The sequence below is a fragment of the Planosporangium spinosum genome (genome assembly GCF_049999945.1).
Lineage (GTDB): Bacteria > Actinomycetota > Actinomycetes > Mycobacteriales > Micromonosporaceae > Planosporangium > Planosporangium spinosum.
This window is the reverse complement of sequence record NZ_JBLYUB010000027.1, coordinates 21,831-47,061: the sequence shown is the minus strand read 5'-3', so window position 1 is coordinate 47,061 and position 25,231 is coordinate 21,831. Positions and strand designations below refer to the sequence as shown.

Genomic DNA, 25,231 nt, shown 5'->3' with positions numbered 1-25,231 from the left:
ATAGCGTCCACTCGCAGAGAGTACGTTGAAGGCCCTCTTACCAACAAGCTGACCGATGCGTCGGAATCCTCGGTGGCCGCACCGCCGGCCGCCCGGCGCGGCCGGGTGCGGCTAGGTAACGTCATCACTGTGACTGACCTGCTCGCCGTGCCACACCCGGTTGTCATGGGCATCCTCAACGTGACCCCGGACAGCTTCTCCGACGGGGGCCGGTACGCCGACCTCGACGCCGCGGTGGCGCACGCCGGCCGGATGCGCGCCGAGGGCGCCGACCTGGTGGACATCGGTGGCGAGTCGACCCGGCCCGGTGCCGACCGGATCAGCGCCGAGGCCGAGCTCGCGCGGGTTCTGCCGGTCATCCGTGAGCTGGCCGCCGCGGGCGTACCCATGAGCATCGACACCACGCGCGCCTCGGTCGCCGCCGCCGCGCTCGACGCCGGCGTCAGCGTGGTCAACGACGTCTCCGGTGGGCTGGCCGACCCGGACATGGCCCGCGTCGTGGCGGACGCCGGCTGCCCGTGGATCCTGATGCACTGGCGGGGCCACTCCCGCCGGATGGGCGAGCTGGCCGTCTACGACGACGTGGTGAAAGAGGTCTGTGCCGAGCTGTCCGAGCGGGTCGACGCCGCGGTCGCCGCCGGGGTCACGCGCGACCGGCTGATCCTCGACCCCGGCCTGGGTTTCGCCAAGACCGGCGAGCACAACTGGCGGCTGTCGGCCCACCTCGACGCGGTCATCGGCCTCGGGCTGCCGGTCCTCTTCGCCTCCAGTCGCAAGTCCTACCTCGGCCGGCTGCTGTCCGGCCCGGACGGCACCGCCCGGCCGGTCGACGAGCGCGGCGCGGCTTCGGTGGCGAGCGCGCTGCTCGCGGTCGCGGCCGGCGCGTGGGGCGTGCGGGTGCACGACGTCCGCGACACCGTCGACGCGATCCGGGTGTGGCAGGCCATGGAGGCGCACCGGTGACAGATCTGATCTCGCTGACCGGCCTGCGGGTACGGGGGCGGCACGGGGTGTACGACTTCGAGCGCGACCAGGGTCAGGACTTCGTCGTCGACGTGGTCCTCGAGCTGGACCTGGCACCCGCGGCGGCCAGCGACGACGTCGGCGACACCGTCCACTACGGCGAACTGGCCGAGCGGCTGGCGGCGATCGTCGAGGGCGAACCGGTCAACCTCATCGAGACGCTCGCCGACCGGCTGGCGGCGGTGTGCCTGCGCGACGACCGGGTGTCGGCGGCCACGGTCACCGTGCACAAGCCGCAGGCGCCGATCGCGCGCGAGTTCGCCGACGTCGCGGTCACCCTGCGCCGCGACCGGACCGGGGGGCGGAGCGGCCGGACCGGGGGGCGGAGCGGCCGGACGGGGGAGCGGGTATGACGCGGGCGGTGCTCTCGTTGGGCAGCAACCTCGGCGACCGGATCGGGCACCTGCGGGCCGCGGTGCGGGCCCTCGGCGACCTCGTGGTGGTGGTGTCAGGGGTGTACGAGACGCCACCCTGGGGCGGGCCGGGGCCCGACGGGCGCGAGTCGCCGCCGTACCTGAACGCGGTCGTCCTGGCCGCCGACGACGGCGACGACCCGTACTCCTGGCTGTCCAGGGCGCGGGACCTGGAACGGGCCGCCGGCCGCGATCGGGACCCGTCGTGGCGGTACGCGCCGCGTACCCTGGACGTGGACGTGATCACGGTTTCGGCCGCGGACGGTACGCCGGTGGTGTCGACAGATCCGGATCTGGTGCTGCCGCACCCCCGGGCGTACCAGCGGGCGTTCGTGCTCCGGCCCTGGCTGGACATCCAGCCGTACGCGCAGCTGCCCGGGCACGGCTGGGTGCACGACCTGGTCCGCGCCGATCCCGTCGCGGCTGACCTGCCCTCCGTACGTCCATGCGCTGATCTGTCCTTGGAGCCTTAGACGATGAGCACGCCTGGCGAGCCGACACGCGAACCGCGGATGCGGCCGACCAACCTGTCCACCCTGTTCGTGGCGGCGCTGGCGATGGCCGCGCTGGCCTGGCTGCTGATCAGCAACTTCTACGGCGACATGCCGAAGCTGCCCTGGGTGCCGCCGTTCGTCATGCTGGGGCTGGCCGCCGTCGAGGCGGTGCTCGCGCCGCGCACCAGGGCGGCCATCGAACGGCGCGAGGGCGCCCTCCCGCTCAACCCGCTGACCGTGGCCTGGTACGTGGTCCTGGCCAAGGCGTCCGCGCTCGGCGGCGCGCTGTTCACCGGCGCGTACGCCGGTCTGCTGATCTGGCTGGTGCCCCAGCGGGACCGGCTCACCCACGTCGGCGGCGACCTGCCGCAGGCGATCGTGGGGCTGGTCGGCGCGCTGGCCCTCACGCTCGCCGGGCTGTGGCTGGAGCGGTCGTGCCGGGTCCCCCCGGGCCCGTCCGAGGACGAACGCCTCGACGAGGACCGGCCCGGCGGCGAGCGGTCGGGCGGCCGGTACGGCGGCGCCTGACGCCGGCCGGGGTCTGTTGCGGGCACCTCCGCGCGGGTACCGTGCGACCGAGCCGGTCGCGCTGGTCGCGGTCGGTGACTGGCCGGCGCCGCGTCGGCCGGTCGGTAACCGGTCGACGCAAGCTTCGGGAGGCGCTGGCTGATGGCCTACGATGACCGACGTTATCGGGGCGATCCGGACCGCGGCGCCGATCCGGACTCCGATCTTTTCGGCGGTTCCTACACCTACCCGCCGGCCGGGCTGGGTGAGCGCACCAAGGTCGCCCCGCAGCCGGGGTACCCCCAGCAGGCGACCCTGGACGATCTGTTCGAGGACCCGACCCACGGTGAGCCCGGTCGCGACCGGGTCGGCGTGCACCTGGTGTGGGAGCTGCTCCTGCTGCTCGTCCTGGCCGGGTTCGGGTACCTGCTGTACCGCGACGGCCGGTCCGCGGTGACCGGCGACGGCCTGCGCGGTCTCATGATCTCCGGTACGGTGCTCGGCCTGCTGGTGCTCGGCACCGGCCTGAGCCTGCGCGCCGCCTCGCCCAACCTCGCGGTCGGTCCGGTGGCCCTGGCGTCGGCGATGTACCTCGCCGAGCACTCCGGCCGGGGCATGTGGATCGCGGCGGGGCAGTCCGTCGTCCTCGCGCTCGGCGTCGGCGCGGCGGTCGCGCTGGTCACGGTGGGCCTGCACGTGCCGGCCTGGGCGGCCAGCTTCGGCGCGGGGCTCGGCGTCATCGTGTGGATCCAGCAGCACCACCGGGTCCTGGAGTTGCCGAGGGGCATGTACCAGCCGGTGCCGCACGCGTTCTACTGGTTCGGTGGGTTCGCCGCGCTGGCCGTCCTCGGCGGGGTGCTCGGTGCGGTCCGGCCGCTGCGCCGGGCCGTCGGCCGGTTCCGCCCGGTGGCCGACCCGGCGGACCGGCGCGGTGGTGCGGCCGCTGCGGTCAGCGTCACCGCGCTGATCGGCTCGTCGGCCCTCGCCGCGCTCGCCGGGGTGCTGATGGCGCTGCGGGCCGGCCGGGTCGCCCCGGTGGACACCTCGCTCGCCCTGGAGAGCCTGGCGCTGGGCGGCGCGCTGCTCGCGGGTACCAGCGTGTTCGGTCGCCGGGGCGGCGTGCTCGGCACGGTGCTGGCGACGACGCTGCTGATCGTGGTGATCCGGTACCTGGAGGTCACCGAGCGGCACGTGGCGCAGTTGGCGATCGGCGCGGTCGCCATCGGCGTGGGTCTGGTCGGGTCCCGGGCGGTCGAGGCGTTCGGCCGGCCGTACCCGGTCTTCGAACCGGACTCCGGTCAGTGGCGGACGATCACGCCGGCGACCGATACCGCCCGGCTGCCCCTGGGCGAGCAGGAGCGCGGCGGCGCCGGCTCGCGTACGGGCGGCTGGACCAGCCCGCTGCCGGCCTCGAGCGCCGACGACCACTGGGGCGACGATGACTGGCGCGGACGGTGACGGAGGCGATTAGGCTGAGGTGACATGACCACCGATCACATCGCCGAACTGGACTCGCTGTCGACGGAGGAGCTGCGCAGGCGCGCGTTCGCCCGGGCGACCGAACGCCATGACCTCGCGTTCTTCTGGTCGGTGCTGCAGCACCTGCCGCACGCCGACGACACCGAGGAGCTGGACGCCTCGCTGGGTGCCGTCGGCGCCTCCGTGGACGACGCGGTCGCGCTGTGGCGGGAGTTCACCGGTCACGGGTACGGCGACGCCGAGCCGCTGCTGCGCGCCGCCTTCATCGATTACCTGTCCTGACCGCCGGGCGGCGACCGGTCCGGCTGACGGGTGACCGCTCGACCTGCCCCTGGGCAATCTGGGTGGCGGTGGGATAAGATGCCGCGCTCGTTTGAAATTTTCGGCGGCCGGGCATGACGCATCCATGGCTCTCACTCGACTGCGTCGACCCGCATCGCGGTCCCGCACCGCGACGGGCGTAGGCACGCTCATCGCCCTGATCCTCGTTCTGGTGTTCGGCAGCCCGATCTTTGTGGACTGGGTCAACGCGAACACCCGGCCCGACACCGCCGGCGGGCTGTTCCTGCGGACGCTCGCCTGGCCGCAGTGGTCCTTCGACGCCGACATCCCCGCCCGGGACCTGCTCGCCCAGGACCTCAAGGCCATCCTGGTCGTGGTGTTCACGGCCGTCTTCCTCAACCTCCTGGCCGGCGCGGAGCTCGCCCGGGCCCGGGGCAGCCTGTCCGCACTGTTCAGTGGCTGGAGCGCGTACATCTTCGCGGGCGCCCTGGCCGGCTTCGTCGCCGCGTTCCTGTCCGCGCAGGCGGGGCTGTACGCGGCGCTGCTGTGGGCGCTGGGCGGCGCCGGCTACGGCCTGATCACCGGCTGGATCGTCGGCCTCGGGCAGATGGGTGCCCGGCGGCCGTAACCGGTGGGGGCGCACCCGTCACCACGGTCGGTCACGGCCGTCGCCGCGCCGCGACCGGCGCCTGAGCGGGGGTACCCCGGAGCCGGGGTACCCCCGCTCAGGCGTCGGCCCGATGCAGTGCCCGGTGGATGTCGTCCGGTGTCAGGATCCCCAGCGGCTCGGTGCCGTCGCGCACGACGACCCAGCCGGTACGCGAGGCCAGCAGCGCCGACAGCGCGTCCCGGAGGGTGCCGCCGACCGGCACGTCCGGGGAGCTGCCGGCGCCGTCCGGGGCCGGCAGTGGCCGCAGGGCGTCACGCGGGATCGGGGTCACGCCCAGCCGCTTGATGGTCCGGTCGCTGCCGACGAACTCCCGGACGAACTCGTTGGCCGGCGCGGCCAGCAGCGCCGCCGGCCGGTCGTACTGCTGGAGCCGGCCGCCCTGGGCCAGCACCGCGATCCGGTCGCCGAGCCGGACGGCCTCGTCCAGGTCGTGGGTGACCAGCAGGATCGTCTTGCGCACGGTCTCCTGCAGCCGCCGGAACTCGTCCTGCAGCCGGGTCCGCACGATCGGGTCGACCGCCGAGAACGGCTCGTCCATGAGCAGCACGACCGGGTCCGCGGCCAGCGCCCGGGCCACCCCGACCCGTTGGCGCTGCCCGCCGGAGAGCTCGTGCGGGTACCGGGAGCCGAACTGTGCGGGGTCGAGCCCGACGAGTTCGAGCAGCTCGTCGGTGCGCTCGTCGATCCGAGCCCTCGACCAGCCGAGCAGCTTCGGCACGGTACCGACGTTGGCGCGCACGCTCTGGTGCGGGAACAGCCCGACGTGCTGGATGACGTAGCCGATCCGCCGCCGCAGGTCGACCGGGTCGGCGGAGGCCACGTCCGCGCCGTCGAGCAGCACCCGGCCCGAGGTCGGCTCGACGAGCCGGTTGACCATGCGCAGCACGGTCGACTTGCCGCAGCCGGAGGGGCCGATCAGAACGGTCAGCTCGCCGGCCGCGAGGTCGAGGGTCAGGTCCTCCACCGCGACCGTGCCGTCGGCGTACCGCTTGCCCACCGACTCGAACCGGATAGGCGCGGCGCTATTGGTCTGCCGGGTACCGTCCACTCATGTCCTTCCTCGCCCAGTCCGCTGCGGCCAACCCGTGGTTCTCGTGGGCGTACCTGCGTATGAACGCCGACACTATCCGGACCCAGACGCTGGAACACCTGTCGTTCACGGTCGAGGCGGTCGCGCTGGCCGTGCTGGTCGGCGTGCCCCTGGCGGTGCTGGCGTACTGGGTACGGCCGCTCACCGGCCCGATTCTGGCATCCGCCGGCGTGCTGTACACCATCCCGTCGCTGGCCCTGTTCGCCTTCCTCGCCCCGTTCCTGGGCACCGGCCGGCGTACCCCACTCACCGGCCTGGTGGCGTACGCGCTGCTGATGGTGATCCGAAGTACCCTGACCGGCCTGTCCCAGGTGCCGGCCGACGTCAAGGAGGCGGCCTCGGCGATGGGGTACGGGCGGCTGCGCCGGCTGCTGCGGGTGGAGCTGCCGCTGGCGCTGCCGGGCCTGCTGACCGGGGTGCGGCTGGCGACCGTGTCGACGGTGGCGCTGGTGACCGTGGGCGTACTCGTGGGCAGGGGCGGCCTCGGCCAGTTGATCATCGGCGGGTTCCGCAACAACTACTACAAGGCCGAGATCGCCACCGGTGCCGTGCTCTGTGTCGCGCTGGCCGTCGTGCTGGACCTGCTTCTGGTCGGGGTGGGCCGGATGCTGACCCCGTGGCGGCGTCGGAGGTCAGCGTGAGCCGGCCAGGTGGACCGGGCGTGAGCCGGCCAGGCGGACCGGGCGTGAGGCGGGGGGACCGGGCGTGAACAGCTTCGACCAGTTGGTCACCTGGCTCAACGACCCGTTGAACTGGACCAATCCCGACGGCATCCTGCCCCGGCTGGGCGAGCACCTGCGCCTGTCCGGGGGCGCGGTGCTGCTGGCCTGCCTGGTCGCCTGGCCGGTCGGCGTCGCGCTCGGCCGCCGCGGCCGCGGCGGCGGCCTGGTCGTCCTGCTGTCGAACGCGACCCAGGCGATCCCGGTCGTGGCGCTGCTGACGATCCTGCCGCTGGCCGGCGTCGGCTTCGGTGCCCGGCCGGTCATCCTGGCCCTCGCGGTGTTCGCCATCCCGCCGCTGCTGGCCACCGCGTACACCGGGGTGCGGGAGGTCGACCCGGAGGTGCGCGACGCGGCCCGCGGGATGGGTCTGTCGCGGTGGCAGCTGCTGCGCGGCGTGGAGCTGCCGCTCGCGCTGCCGTACCTGGCGGCGGGCCTGCGTACCGCCACGGTCCAGGTGATCGCGACCGCCGCGCTGGCCGCGTTCGTCAACGGCGGCGGGCTGGGCATGATCGTCTCAGCCGGCTTCGGGCTCGGCATCGCGGCCGGCGGCGGCCAGATCCTCGCCGGCGGGCTGCTCATCGCCGGGCTGGCGCTGCTGGCCGAGATTCTCCTGGCCGGGGTGCAGCGGCTGGTGACCCCGAAGGGGCGGGCATGACCCACTGAATGGATCGATGGGCCCTGAACGCGGTCGACGGCCACCTGCCCGCGGCCGACAGGCAGGTGGCGGGCGGTCGTGGCCGCGGGAGGGCGGTCGTGTCCCGTTGACGGGGCGGTCACGGCGCGTCCGCGGCGGGCCACGACGCATGTCGCACGGTCGTTGCCGAAGCGTTAGGTGGCCAATACCACCTAACGGACCTTTGAACTTGCCGCGACGGTCGGAAGCGGGTTGTCTTGGTCGCACGGGCGGCCGACAGATGTTCCGCTCGTCGGACACGCGGCCGGCCGACGGGTCGAGCCGGGACACGGAAGGCGGGCTTCACCATATGCATACCGTCATGCGCGCCGCGCTGGGCATCGCGGTCGGAGTGGCCGCGGTCGGTCTCGTCGCCGGTTGCGGCAAGGCCGGCTCGTCGGGCACCAGGGCGGCCCAGGACGTACAGGGCGCCGGCTGCGCACCCGTCGCCGGGCAGCAGCTGGTCATGCTGACCGACGACAAGAAGTGGCAGGTCGCCGACAACGTGATCCCCGCCGTCAACGCCAAGGCGGCCAGCCCCGCGCTGATCGCGGCGCTCGACAAGGTCTCCACGGCGGTCGGGCCGGCCGAGCTGGCCGCCCTCAACAAGGCGACCGACATCGACCGCAAGACCGCGAAGGTGGCGGCCGAGGAGTTCGCGGCGAGCAAGAAACTCACCGACGGCATCGCCAAGGGCGGCAGCGGCCAGATCACCGTCGGCACGGCCAACTTCAATGAGAACCAGACGCTCGGCGAGCTGTACCGCATCGCCCTGGAGGCCGCCGGCTACCAGGCGACCGTCCAGCAGATCGGCAACCGTGAGCTGTACGAGCCGTCGCTGGAGAAGGGGGACATCCAGGTGGTGCCGGAGTACACCGGCACGCTGACCGAGTTCCTCAACAAGAAGGTCAACGGCGGGTCGGCCGACCAGCTGGCCTCCGGCGACCTCGACAAGACGGTCACCGCGCTGAAGGGGCTGGGCTCCCGGGCGGGGCTGGCGTTCGGTAAGCCGGCCCAGGCCGCCGACCAGAACGCCTTCGCCGTCACCTCCGCGTTCGCCGACAAGTACAAGGTCAAGACGCTGTCCGACTTCGCCGCCACGTGCTCGGGCAAGGCGACCGTCCTGGGTGGCCCGCCGGAGTGCCCGCAGCGGCCGCTCTGCCAGCAGGGCCTGGAGCAGGTCTACAAGGTTCAGTTCGGTCGCTTCGCCAGCCTGGACGCCGGCGGTCCGCAGACCAAGACCGCGCTGACCGGCGGCACCGTATCGATCGGACTGGTGCTGTCGTCCGACGCGGCGTTCGCGACCGACTGACGACCGGGCGCCACGGTTTCCGTAGCGAAAGGGGGCCGTCGGGTACGGATCCGTACCCGACGGCCCCCTTTCGGCCGAGGCTGCGAACGTCCCTTTACCACATGAGGTTGATCACTTCAGGCCATTTCGCGTAGGCCCACTCTTGAGTATGGTCTACAGCCATGCCGGCTGCCGAAACTCAGCAAGAACGAGCCGGGCTACCCCTGGCACCGGGTCTGTTGTGGTCCGGCGTGGGACTGGCCCCGGTTGCCGCGCTGCTGGTCGTCTTCGGTGGGGACCGCACCGGTCTCGTGCGCATCGCCGTGCTGCTCGCGGTCGTCGCGGTGGGGCTGATCGGCGCCTCGATGGTGCTGCGCCGCGACCCGGAGGCGATGCGCGAGCAGATCGAGGACATGGTCTTCGACGAGCTGGACCAGCTCCGCGACGACGTGCGCGAGGACATCACGACCGCCGCGCGCGCCACGCACAAGGCGTTCGGCGAGCGGGTGGTCACCCTCCAGGAGTCCGTCGACTCGCTGCGCGGCGAGGTGGAGAACCTGCGGGTACGGGTGGAGCGCGGCGGCGTGCCGGCGCAGCCCGTCTCGCCGGCCGCGGCCCCGCCGCCCCCGCCGATGGCGCCCGCCCCCGGCGTGCTGCCGCACCACGCCGTCGTGCCGCCGCACCCCGTGGTCGCGCCGCACGGCGTGGTCCGGCACACCGAGACCGTCAAGGTCACCACCCGGCAGACGATCGTCGACCAGAACGACCGCGGCCCAGCCGGTGGCACCGTGTACGGCGGGCGGGCTCCCGAGCCGCCGGTCGTGCCGGCCCAGCGGCGCCCCGAGCACGGCGGCCCGGCGCGCGGCGGCGACGCGCGGTCCGGTGGCGAGCCCTGGAGCGAGCGCATGATGCGCGAGCGCGTCGCCGACGACCGGCGGGCCGACCACCATGAGGAGCCACGCTACGGCGACCCCCGGTACGGCGATCCCCGGTACGGCGACGACCGGCCGGGCGCGGAGAGCTGGAGCGGTGAGGTCCGCAACGGCCGGCGGCACGCCGAGCCCGACGACTCCTCGGGGCGGATCAGCGGCGTGCAGGCCGGCGACCGGTGGGCCAGCGTACGAAGCGACGACCGGGGCCGGGAGTTGCGGGTGGGCGAGCGGCGCGCCGCGCTGCACGCCGACGGGTCCGGCACCGAACTGCGCATCGAGGACCGCTGGGCGGCCGTCCGGCGCGAGGACGCCCGCCGGTCCGAGCCGGGCCAGTGGGACCGGGATCGGGACTCCGGCGAGTGGGACCGGGGTCGGGACTCCGGCGAGTGGAGCCGGGACCGTTCGGCGCCGCCGGACGGGTTCTGGTCGGAACCGGGTGGCGCGGCGGCCGGTGGTTGGGGCGACCCGCACCGGGGCCGGCGCGGCGGGCAGCCCGCGTTGCCGGCCACATCGTCGGAGCCGAGCGCGTCGGCTTGGATGCGGGGCTGGGACGCTGCCGCCCCGGAGCCGGTCGCGGAGCGCAGCCGGCGGTCCGCGCCGGACGACAGCGGTGGGTACGGCTGGGGTGGTCGCGCCGAGGAGCCGTCCCCGGCCCGCTCGGCCCGGGCCCGCTCCACCGGCTACGACACCGGCCAGGAACGCTGGGGGTAGGCGCCGCTACTTGTCGATGTCGCCGACGACGAAGAACATCGACCCTAGGATCGCGATCAGGTCCGGCACCAGGCAGCCGGGCAGCAGCGTGGTCAGGGCCTGTACGTTCGCGTACGAGGCGGTGCGCAGCTTCAGCCGCCACGGTGTCCGCTCGCCCCGCGACACCAGGTAGTAGCCGTTGATGCCGAGCGGGTTCTCGGTCCACGCGTACGTGTGCCCCTCCGGCGCCTTGACGACCTTCGGTAGCCGGGTGTTGACCGGCCCGCTGATCCGGTCGACCCGGTCCAGGCAGGCCTGCGCCAGGTCCAGCGATACGTACACCTGGTCGAGCATGCACTCGAACCGGGCGTGGCAGTCGCCGGCGGTACGGGTGACGACGGGGACGTCGAGCTGCTCGTACGCGAGGTAGGGCTCGTCGCGGCGCAGGTCGAAGTCGAGGCCGGAGGCGCGCGCGACCGGTCCCGACGCGCCGAACGCGGCCGCCTCTGCCGCGGTCAGCACGCCGACACCGGAGGTACGGGCCAGGAAGATGTCGTTGTGCCGGATCAGGTTGTCCAGGTCGGGCAGGCGCCGACGGACCTCGTCGATGGCGAGCCGGGCCCGCGTGGTCCAGCCGGCCGGTACCTCCTCCTTGAGCCCACCGACCCGGTTGAACATGTAGTGCATCCGGCCGCCGGAGGCCTCCTCCATGACCGCCTGGAGCGTCTCGCGCTCGCGGAACGCGTAGAACATCGGCGTGATCGCCCCGATCTCCAGCGGGTACGAGCCGAGGAACATCAGGTGGTTGAGCACCCGGTTCAGCTCGGCGAGCGCGGTGCGCAGCCAGACCGCGCGCTCGGGCACCTCCAGCCCCATCAGCCGTTCGACGGCGAGCACCACGCCGAGTTCGTTGTTGAACGCCGACAGCCAGTCGTGCCGGTTGGCCAGCACGATGATCTGGCGGTAGTCGCGCGCCTCGAACAGCTTCTCCGCGCCGCGGTGCATGTACCCGACGACCGGCTCGCAGGAGACGACCCGCTCGCCGTCGAGGACGAGCTTGAGCCGCAGCACGCCGTGGGTGGACGGATGCTGGGGGCCGATGTTGAGCACCATGTCGGTGGTCTCAAGGCCGGCGCCGGTGCCGATGGTCAGCTCGCGCGTCACGTCTTGAATCGTCCCACGGTGGTCATCGACTCAACGAATCAGTGCCTCGACGCTCAGGCCGACCGGTTGCAGCAGCCAGTAGTGGCCGCCCAGGCCGGCCGGGTCGGTCAGCTCCGCGCCGACACTGGCCTCGGCGAGGGCCCGCAGGTAGGCCTGCGGGTCGGTGTGGGCCAGCGCCAGGGGCGGCCGGTCACCGCCGACCCCGAGCGCGCGCAGCGAGTCGCGCTGGCTGGACAGCCGCGGGGGTACGCCGGCGGCCGCGGCGCCCGCCGCCGCGACCGAGTCGAAGGCGACATGGGCGGTCAGGTCCCGGGTGCGGTCGGGTACCGGCAGGACCTGGCGGCCGGCGCGGAAGCCGGTGAGCGTGCCGAAGGCCGGCCGGGCCCCGCTGAGGTGGCCGTAGTCGACGGCGAGGGCGAAGCCGCGGTGGACCGCGCGGACCGCCTGCTCCCAGGCGGCGTCCCGGGGGGCGCCGACCTCGGCCCGGGTGCCCGGCGGGGTCTCCTCGACCGGCCACCAGCGGGCCAGCCACGCCGCGTCGGCCGGTTCGACCATCGGGCCGAGCCGCTCCTGTCCGTCCGGGTCGACGAGGACGTACCGCACCTGGCCGACGTCGTCGACCTCCACCACGTCCAGCGGTACGTTGTCCAGCCACTCGGTGGCCACGACGACCCCGACCAGGTCGTCGGGCAGTACGGCGAGCCACCCGACGCGTGCGTCCAGCTCGGACGGGCGCGGGGCCAGCTCGACCACGGTCGGCCGGACCCGCGCCGCGACCTCGTCGGGCAGCGCGGACAGCACGGCCGTCACCAGCTCGCCGCGGCCCCCGCCGACGTCGACGAGGTCGAGCCGGTCGGGGTGGCCGAGCGCGGTGTCGGCGCGCCCGACGAGGGTGGCGACCGCGTCGGCGAACGCCGGGGAGGCGTGGGCGCTGGTGCGGAAGTGCCCGGCCGGACCGGGGCCGGGGCCGGTGAAGAATCCGCCGGGTCCGTACAGGCTCTGCTGCATCGCCTCGCGCCATCGCACCCGCTCACGGTACGGACTAGCCGAGGAACGACCTGCCCTCACCCCGGTAGGTCGGCACCACCTCGGTGACCGATCCGCCGGCCAGCAGGTGCAGAACGTCAACGTGTTCGCACAGCTCACCGGCCTTGGCGTGGCGGAACCACACCCGGTCGCCCACGGCGAGACCGGCCGCGCCCGGGCCGACCAGTGGGGTCTGCACCTCGCCGGCCCCTTCGGCCGGGATCAGACGCAACCCGGCGGGTAACCACGGCGTCGGCAGCCGGCTCGGGTGCGCCTCGCCGGACGCCACCCAGCCGCCGCCGAGGACCGTCGCGGTGCGGGGGGTCGGTTTGCGGACCACCGGCAGCGCGAAGAACGCCGCCGGCCGGGGCCGCCACGTGCGGTAGGCGTCGAAGAGGGTGGGCCCGTACAGTCCCGAGCCGGCGGTCACCTCGGTCACGGCCGCTTCGGCGGCGGTGGCGGCGACGCTTCCGGTACCCCCGCCGTTGACGAACTCCAGATCGGCGTGGGCCCGGACGGCGGCGACCGCGGCGGCGCGCCGGGCCAGCAGTTCGGTCCGGGAGCGGGCCTGGACCGCGCGGATCAGCGCGCCGCGTACCGGGCGTCCGGGCGGCGCGTCGCCCAGGCCGGCGATCTGCGCCTCGTAGCACATCAGCCCGACCAGCCGGAAGCCCCGGCGGGCGGTGACGGCCGCCGCGAGGGCCGCCGCGGCTTCCGGCGAGTGCACCGGGGAGCGGCGTACGCCCAGGTGGGCGCCGGGCAGCGGGCGCCAGGAGGCGTCGAGGTCGAGGCAGACGCGTACGGTCTCCCGGCGGGTGGGCGGGGCGACCGCGTCGACGAGGTCGAGCTGGGCGACGTCGTCGACCATGAGGGTGACGGCCGCCGCCGCGGCAGGGTCGGCGGCGAGCTTCGCGAGGGCGGCGCGGTCGACCGTCGGGTACGCGACCAGGGCGTCGCCGGTGATCCCGGTCTCGACCAGCCAGAGCGCCTCGGCCAGCGTGTACGCCATGACGCCGGCGAACGTGCCCGGGCGCAGTACCCGGCGCAGCAGGTCCCGGCAGCGCACCGACTTGCTGGCCACCCGTACCGGCTTGCCGGCGGCGAGGGCGCCCAGCGCCGTGGCGTTGGCGTCGAACGCGTCCAGGTCTACCAGCGCGAACGGGGGGTCGAGGTGGGCGGTCGCGGCGTCGTACCGGGCGCGCGCCGCGGACCGGCCGGACGGGGCGGCGGGGGTGGAGCCGGCGTCTGGTGCGGGGGCGGCTGGCACGTGGCAAACGGTAGTCGCCGGGGCGCCGATGCGAAACAGGTTCGCGTTCGTCACGGAGTCCGGATGTCGACAACGACACGGTGTGACGGGCAGTACCAGACAGGTAGCACAGCTACAGTGACCTGTGAGTGGTCACCCGGCCGGGGTGGTCGCCCTGCCCGAGGAGTGCCGATCAGTACCGAAGATCCGGCCGGCAGCGGCCGGCAGCCGACCCCGTCGCCGGAGTCGCCCCAGTCGGGGGCGGCCCCCCGACCGAAGCCGCCTGCCGCAAGCCAGGTCGACCTGTCGGGAATGGCGGAGCTCAAGGCGATCCTCCGTATCCGTCCCTTCCGCCGGCTGTGGGCGGTCCTCGGCCTGTCGTCGATGGGCGACTGGCTCGGCCTGCTCGCCACGTCGGTCTTCGCCGCCGGCCACGTCAGCGGCTCGGCGGCCAAGGGCGCCGCGTTCAGTTCGGTCATCGCGGTGCGCCTGCTGCCGGCCCTGGTCCTGGGGCCCCTCGCGGGCGTGTTCGCCGACCGGTTCGACCGCCGGTACACGATGGTCGTCTGCGACCTGATCAGGTTCGTGTTCTTCGCCTCGATCCCCGCGGCGAGCCTGATCACCAACGACTCCAAGCTCATTGTCGGGTGGGCCGCGATCGCCACGTTCGTGATCGAGACGGTCGCGATGCTCTGGGTGCCCGCCAAGGAGGCGTCGGTGCCCAACCTGCTGCCACGGGCCCGGCTCGAGGCGGCCAACCAGCTCACCCTCGCCACCACGTACGGGATCACCCCGGTCGTCGCCGGCCTCGTGATGTCCGGTCTGACCGCCGGCCTCGCCGCCATCTACGCCTCGATCGGCCACACCTGGGTGGCGCCCACCAACATCGCCCTGTACTTCAACGCGCTGACCTTCCTCGCCACGGCGCTCACGGTCCTGTTCGGCATCAAGGAGATCAGCGGCCACGGCACCCGACAGCCCGGAGAGCGCAATCCCGGGGTGCTCCGGGAGTTCCTCGACGGCTGGAAGTTCGTCGGTAGGACCCCGCTGATCCGCGGCCTGGTGCTCGGCATCTTCGGCGCGTTCGCCGGCGGTGGCGTCGTGGTCGGCAGCGGCCAGGCGTACGCGGTTTCGCTCGGCGGCGGCAGTTCCACCTTCTACCTGTTGTTCGCGATGCTCTTCATCGGCCTCGGCGTCGGGATCCTGGCCGGCCCCAGGCTCGTCGGCGGCCTGTCCCGGCGGCGGATGTTCGGCATCGCGATCGTGCTCGCCGCTGGCGCGGTGACGCTGCTCGCGGTCGCGCCGCACCTGACGTTCGCCGTGGTCGGCACGCTGCTCGTCGGCATCGGCGCCGGCATGGCGTTCCTGTCCGGGACCACGCTGCTGGGTGGCGAGGTCGACGACGAGGTGCGGGGGCGCGCATTCGCGGTGGTGCAGACCGGCACCCGGGTCGTGCTCATGCTGACGATCTCGGCGTCCGGTCTGGTCGTCGGCGCCGGCGGATCGCGCCTGCTGCCCCTGCCCGGTGGTGCCATCCAGGTCTCCACCACCCGGTTGCTACTCGGCGTGGCCGGCGTCCTCGGCATCGTCGCGGGTCTCGCGGCGCTGCGGCAGATGGACGACAAGCCGGGCGTACCGATCCTCGCCGACCTCATCGGCTCGCTGCGTGGCCGGCCGCTCAGCCCGGCCGAGCCCAAGCCCCGGCGCGGGCTGTTCATCGTCTTCGAGGGCGGCGAGGGTGCCGGCAAGTCGACCCAGGTGAACCGCCTCGCCGAAACCCTCCGGGCGCAGGGGCGGGACGTCCTTGTCACCCGCGAGCCGGGCGCGACCGAGGTCGGCGAGCGGATCCGCGGCCTGCTGCTGCACGACCAGCCGGCCTCCGGCACGCTCACGCCCCGCGCGGAGGCGCTGCTGTACGCCGCCGACCGTGCCCACCACGTCGCCGCGCTCGTCCGCCCGGCGCTGGCCCGCGGCGAGGTGGTCATCTCCGACCGGTACGTCGATTCCTCCCTGGCCTACCAGGGCGCGGGGCGGACCCTGCCGGTCGACGAGGTGTCCTGGCTGTCGTCGTGGGCCACCGGCGGTCTCAAGCCCGACCTGACCGTGCTGCTCGACGTCGACCCGCAGGTGGGGCTGGCCCGGGTGGGTGCGCGGGAGACCGGCGCCGACCGGCTGGAGAACGAGTCGGAGGCGTTCCACGAGCGGGTCCGGTACGCGTTCCTCGACCTGGCCGCCGCCGACTCCGGCCGGTACCTGGTGCTCGACGCCGGCCGTTCGCCGGATGTGATCGCCGAGGCGGTGGCCGAACGGGTCGCCGAACTGCTGCCACCGGCCGAGCCGGCCGCGACCTCCGGCGAGGGCGCTCCGGCCGAGGACGCCGGGTCCGGGCGGGAACCGGTGGCGACCGAGCTGGCCGAGCTGGTGGACGCCCGGGACGGCCTGGCCGCGCCGACCACCGACCCGACCGAGTCGGCGCGGGGCCGGTCGGTGTGACCGCTCCCGCCGTCTTCGACATGCTGGTCGGCCAGGACGACGCGGTGGCCACCCTCGCGCGGGCCGCGGCGGCCGCCGGTGCGCTGGTCGCCGGTGCCCCCACCGACCCGGCCGCGATGACGCACGCCTGGCTGTTCACCGGGCCGCCGGGCTCCGGGCGGTCGGTGGCGGCGCGCGCGTTCGCGGCCGCCCTGCAGTGCCCGACCGGCGGCTGTGGCTCCTGCCAGCACTGCCACACCGCCCTCGGCGGCACCCACGCGGACGTGCGGTTCGTCGTACCCGAGGGGCTGACCATCGGAGTGGGTGAGATGCGCGCGCTCGTGCTGCGTGCGGCGAGCTCACCCAGCCAGGGGCGCTGGCAGGTTCTGCTGGTCGAGGACGCCGACCGGCTCACCGAGGCCGCCGGCAACGCGCTGCTCAAGGCGATCGAGGAGCCGCCGGAGCGGACCGTCTTCCTGCTCTGCACACCCTCGACGCACCCCGACGACATCTCGGTGACGATCCGGTCGCGGTGCCGGGTCGTGCCGCTACGCCAGCCCCCGGCCGAGGCGGTCGCCGCGGTGCTGCGCGAGCGTGACGGCACCGACGCCGCGACGGCCGACTGGGCCGCCGCCGCGGCCCAGGGACATGTCGGGCGGGCCCGCCGGCTGGCGAGCGATCCGCAGGCCCGCTCGCGCCGCGAGGCCGTGCTCGCCGTACCGCGCCGGCTGACCGGCGTGGGCGCTTGCTTCGAGGCGGCGAACGCGCTGATCGAGGCGGCGGAGGCGGAGGCGGCGGCCTCGGTGTCCGACCTGGACAGCTCCGAGCGGTCGGCCCTGGAGACCGCGCTCGGTGCGGGCGGTACCGGTCGCGGGGCCGCCGGTGCGGCGCGTGGCGTCGCCGGCCAGCTCAAGGATCTGGAGAAGCGGCAGAAGTCGCGGGCGACGCGGGCGCAGCGGGATGCGCTGGACCGGGCGCTGGTCGACCTGGCCGGCTTCTACCGGGACGTGCTCGCCCGCTCGTTCGGTTCCCCGGTACCGGTGGTCAACGCCGACACCGCCGAGTTGGCGTCGGCGGCCGCCGAGCGGTGGACCCCGGAGAGCACGCTGCGCCGGCTCGAAGCGGTCCTGGCCTGCCGTACGGCGATCGAGACCAACGTCAAGCCCCGCATCGCCGTCGAGGCGATGATGCTCGCTCTCTGGCGCGGCTGACCGCGTTCCATGCTCCGGCGCCGCCGGTGGGCCGCACGCCGGCTGCCGGTGGGCCACACGCCGGCTGCCCGCACACGCCGGCTGCCCGCACGCGCCGGCTGCCCGCACGCGCCGGCCGCCGGCCGCCGGTGACCATCCACGCGATCGTGCAGCGAGTTATCCACAGGTTGCCATTGGTCATTCCCCGGCACCGCGCGGTGCCGTAAGTTCCAGCGCAGGAGGGTCTGCGGATGGGTCGGGAGATCGACGAAACGTGGATCGACGAGGCGGTCGAGCGCTATCAGCGCATCGAGGCACGGCTCGCCGAACTCGACCGCGTGGTCAAGGGCGTGGAGGTGACCGTGCGGTCACCCGACGACCTGGTCGAGGTGGTGGTGACCGCTGACGGCACGGTCCGCGACGTCCGTATCCACGGCGGGGCGCGCAGCAACGAGGAGCTGTCGCGAGCCGTGCGGGAAGCCGTGACGGCGGCCGCTGACGCCGCCGGCTGGGCACGCCGCAAGTTGCACGCCGAGATGTTCGGCGCGTACCAGCCGCTCACCTAGGGGAGGGGACGTGGCGCTGGACGACACCGCCGGCCGCCTCGCCGCGGCCGGGGCGGAGCTGGCCGCCGCCGCGGCCGCGCTGCCCGGACACGATCCGGGCGCCGAGGCGTTCGGCGCCGCGGCCGGCGGCCGGCTGGGCGCGCTCTGCCGGGACCTGCACCGGACCTGTCTGGCCGCGCTCGACGCCCGCGCGCGGGAGGCGGCGGCGCACGGCGCGCGCCTGTCCCTGACGGCCGACGCGGTCACCCGGGCCGCCAGCGGCTACGCGGCGGCCGACGACACCGCCCGGCGCCGGCACGGGGAGACCTCGTGAGCGATGTGCTCGACCGGGTCTGCGAGGCCGGGGCGGATCTGCTCCGGCGGGTCGACGCGGTCCTGGCCGCGCAGGGGCTGCCCGCCGGGCATCCGGCGGTCACGCTGGTGCGGCGGCTCGGAGCACTGCCGGCCGGCGTGCTCGACGCGGTCTCGGCGTGGCGGCCGGCCCCCGTGCGCGCCGCCGCCGGCGACCTCCGCCGCCTCGCCGAAGGGTACGAGCGGCAGCGTGACCTGCTGACCCCGCCGGCCCGGTGGGCGGGCGCCGCCGGGGAGGGGTTCGCCGCGCACCACGCGGCCCTGGTGGACTTTCTGGGACAGACCGGTGCGCCTGACGAGGCGAGCCTGGTGGGCCGGGTGCGGGCGACCGCGGCGTACCTCGACGACGTGGCGGAGTGGCTGGAGCGGTCCCGCCGGGACATGGCCCTGGCGGTCGCCGATGCGATCGGCTCGGCCGAGGCGGTCCGGCTGCACGAAGCCGGTGACGTCGCCGCGGCGGCGGCCATCGCCGCCCGCATCCTCGCCGTCGCGGCGGAGGCGGAGTCCGGCGGGGACGAGGTGGCACGGCGGTGGGCCGGCCGGCTCGACGAGGTGACGTACCGTCCACCCGCGCCCGCCGCCACACCGGTCGACCAGACCCGGCTGGCGTTCTGACCCGCGTCCGCCGCCGTGCTGACTCGCGCCTTTGGCCGCTGGCCGCCGGGGTCAGTATCGTGAAGGCCATGGGCATGCTGTGCGCGGTGAGTTTCAACCGGTACGGCCGCCTGTACTACTTCGACCCGGCCGGCTTCACCCCGCAGGTCGGCGACCGCGTCCTCGTCCCCACCGACGACGGTCCGGAGGTCGCCGAGTGTGTCTGGGCGGCGCAGTGGGTCACCGAGGACACCGACGGGTTCCCGAAGCTGGTAGGGCTGGCCGCCGACGAGGACCTGCGCCGCGACGAGCTCATGCGCAAGCGCAAGGCCGAGGCCAAGGTGGCGGCCAAGAAGTTGATCCGCGAGCACGCCCTGCCGATGAAGGTGGTCGCGGTCGACCACGTTCTCGACGCCGGTGGCCAGGGGCCGCGGACGACCATCTACTTCACCGCGCCGCACCGGGTCGACTTCCGGTCGCTGGTGCGTGACCTGGGCGCCACCCTGCACTGCCGGGTCGAGCTGCGCCAACTGTCGGCCCGGGACTCGGCGCGGGTACAGGGTGGCATCGGCTCCTGCGGGCGGGACCTGTGCTGTGCGACGTTCCTGACCGACTTCGAGCCGGTCACCATCCGGATGGCCAAGGACCAGGATCTGCCGCTCAACCCGCTGCGCATCTCCGGGGCGTGCGGCCGGCTGATGTGCTGTTTGAAGTACGAGCATCCGCTGTACCAGCAGTTCCAGGCGAGTGCGCCGCCGGTCGGCGCCCGCGTGTCCACACCGGAGGGTGACGGCCGGGTGGTGGGGCACAGCGTGCCCCGTGACTCGGTGGTGGTCCGGTTGGACGCTGATGGTTCGCGCTGCTCGTGCAGCCGCGCGTCGGTGTGCGGGCCCCGCCGGGCGCACGAGGAGCGCTACCGCTGAACCCGACCGGCGGGTCGGCGCCCGGCGCGGTCGTCAACCCAGCCGGATCGGCTCCTCGGCGAGGCGTACGGTCAGCGGGCGGGTCGGCTCGAGCCAGGGCCGGTCCGCCGGCGCGTCCGGGGCCGGCCGCCACCGCCGACCGACCCGGTCGACGGCTATGGGGTAGATCGTCAGCGTACCGTCGCGGCCCACGTGCAGGCGCAGGAACGACTTGTGGTCAACGATGCCCTGCGCGGCGAACAGTTCGTTGACGTTGACGTCGAACGTGCTGGCCACCAGGAGGTACCCGGCCACGATCCAGCCCGCGAGCAGGCCGCTGACCGGCAGGTAGAGCAGCGCTCCGAGGAGCAGCGGCAGCGGCCAGGGCAGGTCGTGGAAGGAAAGCCGGGTCCAGGCCCACGCGCCGAACACACCCAGCCCGAGCTGCGCGGCACCGTGACCGGCGCCGAGCGCCCAGTGTCTGAACCGTCTACGACCCGCCGTCGACGGCATCGAGAAGCCGAGGGTGGCGCCCAGGACGAGGAACACCATGCCGACGAAGGGGATGGTGAACAGGCGCTGCTCGAGGCCGGACATACGCTGCGCCGCCCCGAGGAACGCGAACAGGAGCAGCAGGTGGATGGTGCCGAGCAAGCTGACGAAGCCAGGGTTGCGCCAGGGCAGCCGGGTGAAGACACCCGCGGCCAACTGCCGGGACCGGCTCCGGGTCGGGAAGGTCGCGGCCAGTCGGTACTCCTCGCTGGGGCTCTTCTTGCGCACCAGTGTCGTCTTCGGGGGCACGTCCAGCCGCTGCGGCAGCCGGTGCGTCGGGTACAGGTAGGCGCCGCCACCGCCGCACGTGATCAGCTCACGGTCGGGTCGGGTGTAGCGGGCGTAGTGGTGCAGGTCGCCGGAGAGCATCAGGCGGACCTGTGCCCCGGTCGGGTCGATCACGGTACGGATGAAGTAGTCGACGGTGTCGTAGGCCTGCCGGTCCTGGACGGCCTCGACCCAGGTGGGGTTCGGCGGGCACAGGATGATCCGGTCACCCGGGCGTAGCCGCTCGGCCACCCGGCGGAAGTAGTGCAGTTGCGGATCGTCGATGTACGCGTCGAGCTGGGCGTCGATCGCGAACAGCCACCAGCGGTGCGGCAGTCGGATGGCGAAGTACGACCGGGTCTGCCGGGTACGCCAGCCACCCACCTTCCCGTGACCGCGGGTGAACAGTCGCAGGAAGGCCGTCAGTCCGTCGTACCAGTCGTGGTTGCCGGGCAGGGCGTACATCGTGGGTTGGTCGCCGTCGAGCGGGGCCCGGGGGAGCGCCGCCTCGTACGGCCCCTTGAACCGGTCCTCGTACTGTTGCCAGCTCGCGGTCGGGTAGACCTGGTCACCGCCCATGACCAGCACCCGGCCGCGGGGCAGCGCCGCACCGTCGACCGTGAGCCGCGGCTGGGCCAGCAGGTACGCGACCGAGTAGGTGGCGTTGAACCCGTCGCCCAGGTCGGCGACGTAGTCCAGCCAGAGCTCGCCCTGGTCGGCGTCATCGCGGTTCCCGGCGGCACCGCCGGGTTCGACATTTCCGTCGTTCTGGACCTCTCCGGCCGCGTTTCCGTCGTTCCGGACGTCTCCGGCGGCGCCGGGGCGTTCGTCGAAGATCTCCGCGTGCAGCGCGTTCTGCAGTTCCCGCTTGTCGAGGTAGGCGCCGAACAGCCCGGCCAGGACGACCCGGACGGCGGTGCCGGCCAGCAGGGTGGGGCTCAGCCAGGGCACTCCCCGGCGCGGGGTGAAGCCGAGCTGCTCGGGCAGCATCGAGGTCGGGCGGGGGTGGACGTCGTCGACGGGCGGTGGCGGCTTCCGCGCGGGATCGATCGGTGCCGGATCGCCGGGGTCGGCGGTGAGCTCCCCGGGCGCGCGGGAGGTCTGGTCGGGATCCACCCGCGGGACGTTACCGTGCGAGCACGATCATCGATACTCGGCGTGTCCCGGGAACCCCGCGCACGAACCCCGCGTTGGTAACGTACACTTGCCTACCGTTGCCGCCTTAGCTCAGTCGGCAGAGCGACGCACTCGTAATGCGTAGGTCGACGGTTCGATTCCGTCAGGCGGCTCGGCAACAGAAGCCCAGGCCACTGGCCTGGGCTTCGCCCTTTCCCAAGGTCCACCACGTGGCCGTCGGTGATCGCGGTCCGCAGATTGTCCGCAGATTGTCCGCACCCCGCGCCACGACCGCCTGGTCCAGCCGATGTGCCACCGCAGCAGGTCGAGCCGGACACCCGCAGCGCCGACGCCTCACCCCACCGCGCCATCCCGAGCAGCGCCCGCCATATCCTGGCACTACGCACGCCGTTCTCCGTTCACCGGTTCCAAACCCTCGAGATCACCGTGCGACTGCTGCGCTGCCGTGACGCGCTGGAGACCCAGTTCGGCGAGGCGGAAGAGTGCCGTCCCTCGGCTACGTGATGAGTCGGCGCTAGCCGGCGGCCGGGCGCCACACCACGCTGACGTACCACTTCGTCGGCTCGGCGCGTGGGTCGTACTCGTGGTAGGTCGACACGCTGCCCGTTCCGGTCGGGTGGCGGAGCAGGTGGCGGGTCATTCCGGTGGCGCGCATGAGGGGATCGCTCTCGGCGACGAGTTCCAGCTCGCAGCCGAAGCGGCGCAGTTCGTCGGGGTATTCGTCGAACGGCCGGTCGTGGCGCCACCCGGCGTGCTCCCAAATGTCTTTCTTGGCGTGCTGGGCGATCACCAGAATGCCGTCGGTGGGAATCGGGAAGCCTTCGGGAAATGCCGGCGGCAGTCCGCGTTCGTCCAGCGTTTCCAGGAAGGTCACGTCGGAAAGAATGTGCGCCCCGGCGTCGTACTCGAAGGGTGGGGCGGCCGGTCGCACCGGCTTGAGGTGGCCGTCCACTCCGGACTCATCGAGGGCCGCGACGATGGCGGCGACCACCCGGTCCGCGTACTCGGCGTGGTCTTGCAGGTCGAGGTGAAGGGTCGGGCCGTCGTCGCCGGGCAGCACGTCGACCCCATTGGGCAGCGGCTCGTCGGGCTCGTCGGGGTGCGGGATCGCACGTACCGCGGCGGCGGCCCGGCGCAGTGCGGCCATCGCCGTCTCGTCGTCGCCGGCCCGACGCAGCACGAACACCGCTTGACCGGGCCGTTCGGCCAGGTGGGCGGTCAGGTCGGCCTCGTCTCGTTCCAGCATGGCTCGCATTCTCGCATTGACATAAACCGGCACGACGATTACTGCTTATCCCATTTTCTGAGGGCGCTCCCAATCACTTTCGTCACGCGGGATTGAAGGTGGATCATGCGCTCATTCCCTCGTCCTTTCCGCCGCGCCGCCCATCGGATGTGTTCGTGCGCAAAAACGAAGGATCCAAAGGCTAATCCGAAAAGTTCTCGGTGCAGCCCTGGCAGCGCTCGTCGTCGTACCGCTCCTGCCGACCACCGCGTCGGCCGCACCCGTCGTCACCCGCGATCCGGCCGAGGTCTACGGCACCCACTCCGGCTACGGCTACGCCGGCAGCCGCGTGCACACCGCCACCGGCAACGTCACTACTGCCGCCGTCGACCTGGACTTCGCCGGCTCCGGAACGGACCTGACCCGCACCTACAACTCGCGTACTTCTACGAACCAGTACGTAGCGATGTGGTTCCCAGCAGTCTCGAAAGTCATCAACGATCATGGCTCATGTGCCTCTTCGGCCCTGCTTCCCGCGAAAAGGCCTAGCAGACCGCCTGGCGCAGTCCGCATCCAGTCCGCAAGACCGTCGCGCCTCCGCGAGTTCCGACCCGGCCCGCTCAAGCCACGTTGTGGCGCCTCCCGAGAGCCAGATTCGGGGAGATGAGTCTGGCTCTTCCTGGGTTAGGCATCGCCGGCCTGCGCGAGGACCGCAGCCGAGGGTCCGCCACCAACGGGAACGGCCGTGCGTCCGGCGCCGCGCAGCAGGAGCAGCCCGTAGATCAGCAGCAGGGTGTCGCCGCCGACCATCACCGTCCAGTGTGCCCAGGCCGGTAGCGCGTCCACGCGCAGCAGCAGATCGGTGAGGAAGTGCAGGATCATCAGCGGCCACACGCTGCCGGTGCGCAGCCGCAGCGCGGCGTAGCCGACGCCGAAGCAGAAGGTGCCTACAGCTTGGGCAAGGGTGATCGCCGGGGCCTGGCCGAAGAGCATGTTCGGCAGGTGCGCCGCGGCGAACAGCGCCGAGGACACCAGCACCGCCGGCCACACCCCGAGCGGGCGCAGCACGCCGAGGATGAGCCCGCGGAACAGGGCTTCCTCGACGAACCCGGTGGCGGCGTACCCGGCGACGAGCACGGCCAGCAGTCCCGTGCCGGGCAGCTGCACCCCGCCGACCAGTGGTACCAGCGCGACCGCCGCGGGCAGCCACAGCAGCCCGGGCTCACGCACTCCGGCGGTGAATCCAGCCGTCCGCCACCTGCGGGTGGCGGCCAGCAGCGCGGTCACCGCGGCGGCCAGCGCGAGTACGACCACCAGGCGAGCGGTCCACGCCGATGCGGTCGGGAACAGCGCGGCCACGGCGAGCGCACCGGCGACGGTGAGTGCGATGTTGGCGGCGCCGAGGGCGAGCGCGACGCGGCGCGGGGCGGTGGCGGAGAACAGGGCCACGGAATGCTCCTGGAGTCAGGGTCGGTGCCGGGGGACGGCGGGGCGGGGCAGGGTCGGTGCCGGGGGACGGCGGGGCGTGATCGGTACCGGGCTCGTCAGGCCATGGCGGGGACCCGACGGCGGGCGGCCCGCGCGGTCAGTACGCCGGAGGCGGCGACCCGGGCGAGCACCATGCACAGCGCCATCAGTACGAACGCGGTCGTCCAGGCGTCGGCGCCGGTGATCTGGTGGGTCATGGAGAACCGGCCGATCGCGGCGGGGAACCAGTGCTCGGCGCCGTAGGCGAACAGCATCCGGCCACCGACAACGGCGCCCCACAGGGCGGCGTAGGCGGCGCCCGCGCGCATCACGAGGCGGCCGGTGGTGTCCCGGTCGATCCGCACCAGAGCGGCGGCGATCAGCCCCAGCACGGTGCCGGCGGCCGCGCCGACCAGATCGAGGCCGACGTCGTTGCCGGCGGTGGGTACGTCGCGCAGGAAGGCGACGCCGGCGATCGCCACCAGCAGCAGCGGCAGGGTGAACCGGGAGCGGGTGACGGTCCGGATGCCCAGGTTGGACCACAGGACGAAGGCCAGCAGGCCGGCGTTGAGCAGGTACTGGGTGGTGCTCATCGGATACCTCCGCAAGGGTTCGATCGGGTCGGTATCGACGCTAGAAGCGGTGCGGCCGCCGGCCATCGGCGTGGGAGTGGATCTCGACCAGGGCTCGGTCTCCACCCGTGGGTGGAGACCGCTGACCGTGATCCACCCGTGCGTCGATGTGCCTGCTCCGGCGCGCTGCCTACGGTCTGGTGACCGGGGTTTGGTGCCCCGTTGTGGAGCCGT

At 73.3% G+C, this 25,231-nt stretch carries 25 protein-coding genes and 1 tRNA gene; 18 read left to right on the top strand and 8 right to left on the bottom strand.

Annotated features, from left to right (window positions below; translation table 11 throughout):
- The first annotated feature begins 129 nt into the window (after positions 1-129).
- From folP to ACNTMW_RS27710, 7 genes are all read left to right on the top strand, one after another.
- A complete protein-coding gene (gene folP / locus ACNTMW_RS27740; RefSeq protein ID WP_426636809.1) occupies positions 130-963 on the top strand; it encodes a dihydropteroate synthase in 834 nt (277 codons plus the stop codon).
- The gene (folB, locus tag ACNTMW_RS27735; RefSeq protein WP_426636808.1) at positions 960-1,376 is read left to right on the top strand and encodes a dihydroneopterin aldolase; all 417 of its coding nucleotides are present in this window, start codon (positions 960-962) and stop codon (positions 1,374-1,376) included. Before folP ends, folB begins: the two co-directional genes overlap by 4 nt.
- Positions 1,373-1,909, top strand: a complete 537-nt coding sequence (gene folK / locus ACNTMW_RS27730; RefSeq protein ID WP_426636807.1) for a 2-amino-4-hydroxy-6-hydroxymethyldihydropteridine diphosphokinase — start codon at positions 1,373-1,375, stop codon at positions 1,907-1,909. Before folB ends, folK begins: the two co-directional genes overlap by 4 nt.
- A 3-nt stretch (positions 1,910-1,912) precedes the next feature.
- On the top strand, positions 1,913-2,458 hold the full coding sequence (locus ACNTMW_RS27725) for a DUF3180 domain-containing protein (RefSeq protein WP_426636806.1): 546 nt from the start codon (positions 1,913-1,915) through the stop codon (positions 2,456-2,458).
- 141 nt (positions 2,459-2,599) lie between these two features.
- Positions 2,600-3,895 (top strand): ABC transporter permease, encoded by a 1,296-nt coding sequence (locus ACNTMW_RS27720; protein WP_426636805.1) that lies wholly within the window; start codon positions 2,600-2,602, stop codon positions 3,893-3,895.
- 24 nt (positions 3,896-3,919) lie between these two features.
- Entirely contained in the window at positions 3,920-4,198 is a 279-nt protein-coding gene (locus tag ACNTMW_RS27715; RefSeq protein WP_426636804.1) for a hypothetical protein, read from the top strand.
- 124 nt (positions 4,199-4,322) lie between these two features.
- Positions 4,323-4,826, top strand: coding sequence for a hypothetical protein (locus ACNTMW_RS27710; RefSeq protein ID WP_426636803.1), 504 nt, complete (start codon positions 4,323-4,325; stop codon positions 4,824-4,826).
- Between the two features lie 97 nt (positions 4,827-4,923).
- On the opposite strand, the gene ACNTMW_RS27705 is transcribed toward ACNTMW_RS27710, so the two are convergent.
- Positions 4,924-5,916: an ABC transporter ATP-binding protein gene (locus ACNTMW_RS27705; protein ID WP_426636802.1), complete on the bottom strand. Its 993-nt coding sequence runs from the start codon at positions 5,914-5,916 to the stop codon at positions 4,924-4,926.
- A gap of 2 nt (positions 5,917-5,918) precedes the next feature.
- On the opposite strand from ACNTMW_RS27705, the gene ACNTMW_RS27700 reads away from it, so the two are divergent.
- From ACNTMW_RS27700 to ACNTMW_RS27685, 4 genes are all read left to right on the top strand, one after another.
- Positions 5,919-6,599: an ABC transporter permease gene (locus tag ACNTMW_RS27700; protein ID WP_426636801.1), complete on the top strand. Its 681-nt coding sequence runs from the start codon at positions 5,919-5,921 to the stop codon at positions 6,597-6,599.
- Between the two features lie 64 nt (positions 6,600-6,663).
- Positions 6,664-7,335 (top strand): ABC transporter permease, encoded by a 672-nt coding sequence (locus tag ACNTMW_RS27695; RefSeq protein WP_426636800.1) that lies wholly within the window; start codon positions 6,664-6,666, stop codon positions 7,333-7,335.
- 340 nt (positions 7,336-7,675) lie between these two features.
- Positions 7,676-8,665 carry a glycine betaine ABC transporter substrate-binding protein gene (locus ACNTMW_RS27690; protein WP_426636799.1) on the top strand — a complete coding sequence of 330 codons (990 nt, stop codon included), beginning with the start codon at positions 7,676-7,678 and terminating at the stop codon, positions 8,663-8,665.
- A gap of 230 nt (positions 8,666-8,895) precedes the next feature.
- On the top strand, positions 8,896-10,287 hold the full coding sequence (locus tag ACNTMW_RS27685; protein ID WP_426636798.1) for a hypothetical protein: 1,392 nt from the start codon (positions 8,896-8,898) through the stop codon (positions 10,285-10,287).
- Positions 10,288-10,293: 6 nt separating this feature from the next.
- On the opposite strand, the gene ACNTMW_RS27680 is transcribed toward ACNTMW_RS27685, so the two are convergent.
- The 3 genes from ACNTMW_RS27680 to ACNTMW_RS27670 form a co-directional block, all read right to left on the bottom strand.
- Positions 10,294-11,379: an NADH-quinone oxidoreductase subunit D gene (locus tag ACNTMW_RS27680; protein ID WP_426636850.1), complete on the bottom strand. Its 1,086-nt coding sequence runs from the start codon at positions 11,377-11,379 to the stop codon at positions 10,294-10,296.
- Between the two features lie 81 nt (positions 11,380-11,460).
- Positions 11,461-12,438 carry an SAM-dependent methyltransferase gene (locus ACNTMW_RS27675; RefSeq protein ID WP_426636849.1) on the bottom strand — a complete coding sequence of 326 codons (978 nt, stop codon included), beginning with the start codon at positions 12,436-12,438 and terminating at the stop codon, positions 11,461-11,463.
- 34 nt (positions 12,439-12,472) lie between these two features.
- Positions 12,473-13,723, bottom strand: a complete 1,251-nt coding sequence (locus ACNTMW_RS27670) for an alanine racemase (RefSeq protein ID WP_426636797.1) — start codon at positions 13,721-13,723, stop codon at positions 12,473-12,475.
- A gap of 291 nt (positions 13,724-14,014) precedes the next feature.
- On the opposite strand from ACNTMW_RS27670, the gene tmk reads away from it, so the two are divergent.
- The 6 genes from tmk to ACNTMW_RS27640 all read left to right on the top strand — a co-directional run bounded on the left by tmk (position 14,015) and on the right by ACNTMW_RS27640 (position 19,798).
- Positions 14,015-16,195: a dTMP kinase gene (gene tmk / locus ACNTMW_RS27665; protein ID WP_426636796.1), complete on the top strand. Its 2,181-nt coding sequence runs from the start codon at positions 14,015-14,017 to the stop codon at positions 16,193-16,195.
- 20 nt (positions 16,196-16,215) lie between these two features.
- Positions 16,216-17,385, top strand: a complete 1,170-nt coding sequence (locus ACNTMW_RS27660) for a DNA polymerase III subunit delta' (protein ID WP_426636848.1) — start codon at positions 16,216-16,218, stop codon at positions 17,383-17,385.
- Positions 17,386-17,615: 230 nt separating this feature from the next.
- Positions 17,616-17,930, top strand: coding sequence for a YbaB/EbfC family nucleoid-associated protein (locus tag ACNTMW_RS27655; RefSeq protein WP_426636795.1), 315 nt, complete (start codon positions 17,616-17,618; stop codon positions 17,928-17,930).
- 10 nt (positions 17,931-17,940) lie between these two features.
- Positions 17,941-18,243 carry a hypothetical protein gene (locus ACNTMW_RS27650; RefSeq protein ID WP_426636794.1) on the top strand — a complete coding sequence of 101 codons (303 nt, stop codon included), beginning with the start codon at positions 17,941-17,943 and terminating at the stop codon, positions 18,241-18,243.
- Positions 18,240-18,896, top strand: a complete 657-nt coding sequence (locus tag ACNTMW_RS27645) for a hypothetical protein (protein ID WP_426636793.1) — start codon at positions 18,240-18,242, stop codon at positions 18,894-18,896. Before ACNTMW_RS27650 ends, ACNTMW_RS27645 begins: the two co-directional genes overlap by 4 nt.
- A gap of 68 nt (positions 18,897-18,964) precedes the next feature.
- On the top strand, positions 18,965-19,798 hold the full coding sequence (locus ACNTMW_RS27640; protein ID WP_426636792.1) for a PSP1 domain-containing protein: 834 nt from the start codon (positions 18,965-18,967) through the stop codon (positions 19,796-19,798).
- 33 nt (positions 19,799-19,831) lie between these two features.
- Here the strand turns inward: ACNTMW_RS27640 and ACNTMW_RS27635 are convergent, their stop codons facing one another.
- Positions 19,832-21,586 (bottom strand): metallophosphoesterase family protein, encoded by a 1,755-nt coding sequence (locus tag ACNTMW_RS27635; RefSeq protein ID WP_426636847.1) that lies wholly within the window; start codon positions 21,584-21,586, stop codon positions 19,832-19,834.
- 226 nt (positions 21,587-21,812) lie between these two features.
- Between ACNTMW_RS27635 and ACNTMW_RS27630 the strand changes: the two genes are divergently transcribed.
- Positions 21,813-21,885 (top strand) — tRNA-Thr (locus ACNTMW_RS27630).
- Positions 21,886-22,247: 362 nt separating this feature from the next.
- Here the strand turns inward: ACNTMW_RS27630 and ACNTMW_RS27625 are convergent.
- From ACNTMW_RS27625 to ACNTMW_RS27615, 3 genes are all read right to left on the bottom strand, one after another.
- Positions 22,248-22,979 carry a hypothetical protein gene (locus ACNTMW_RS27625; RefSeq protein WP_426636791.1) on the bottom strand — a complete coding sequence of 244 codons (732 nt, stop codon included), beginning with the start codon at positions 22,977-22,979 and terminating at the stop codon, positions 22,248-22,250.
- Between the two features lie 663 nt (positions 22,980-23,642).
- Positions 23,643-24,407 (bottom strand): CPBP family intramembrane glutamic endopeptidase, encoded by a 765-nt coding sequence (locus ACNTMW_RS27620; protein ID WP_426636790.1) that lies wholly within the window; start codon positions 24,405-24,407, stop codon positions 23,643-23,645.
- 95 nt (positions 24,408-24,502) lie between these two features.
- Positions 24,503-25,018, bottom strand: coding sequence for a CcdC protein domain-containing protein (locus tag ACNTMW_RS27615; RefSeq protein WP_426636789.1), 516 nt, complete (start codon positions 25,016-25,018; stop codon positions 24,503-24,505).
- Positions 25,019-25,231: the final 213 nt, after the last annotated feature.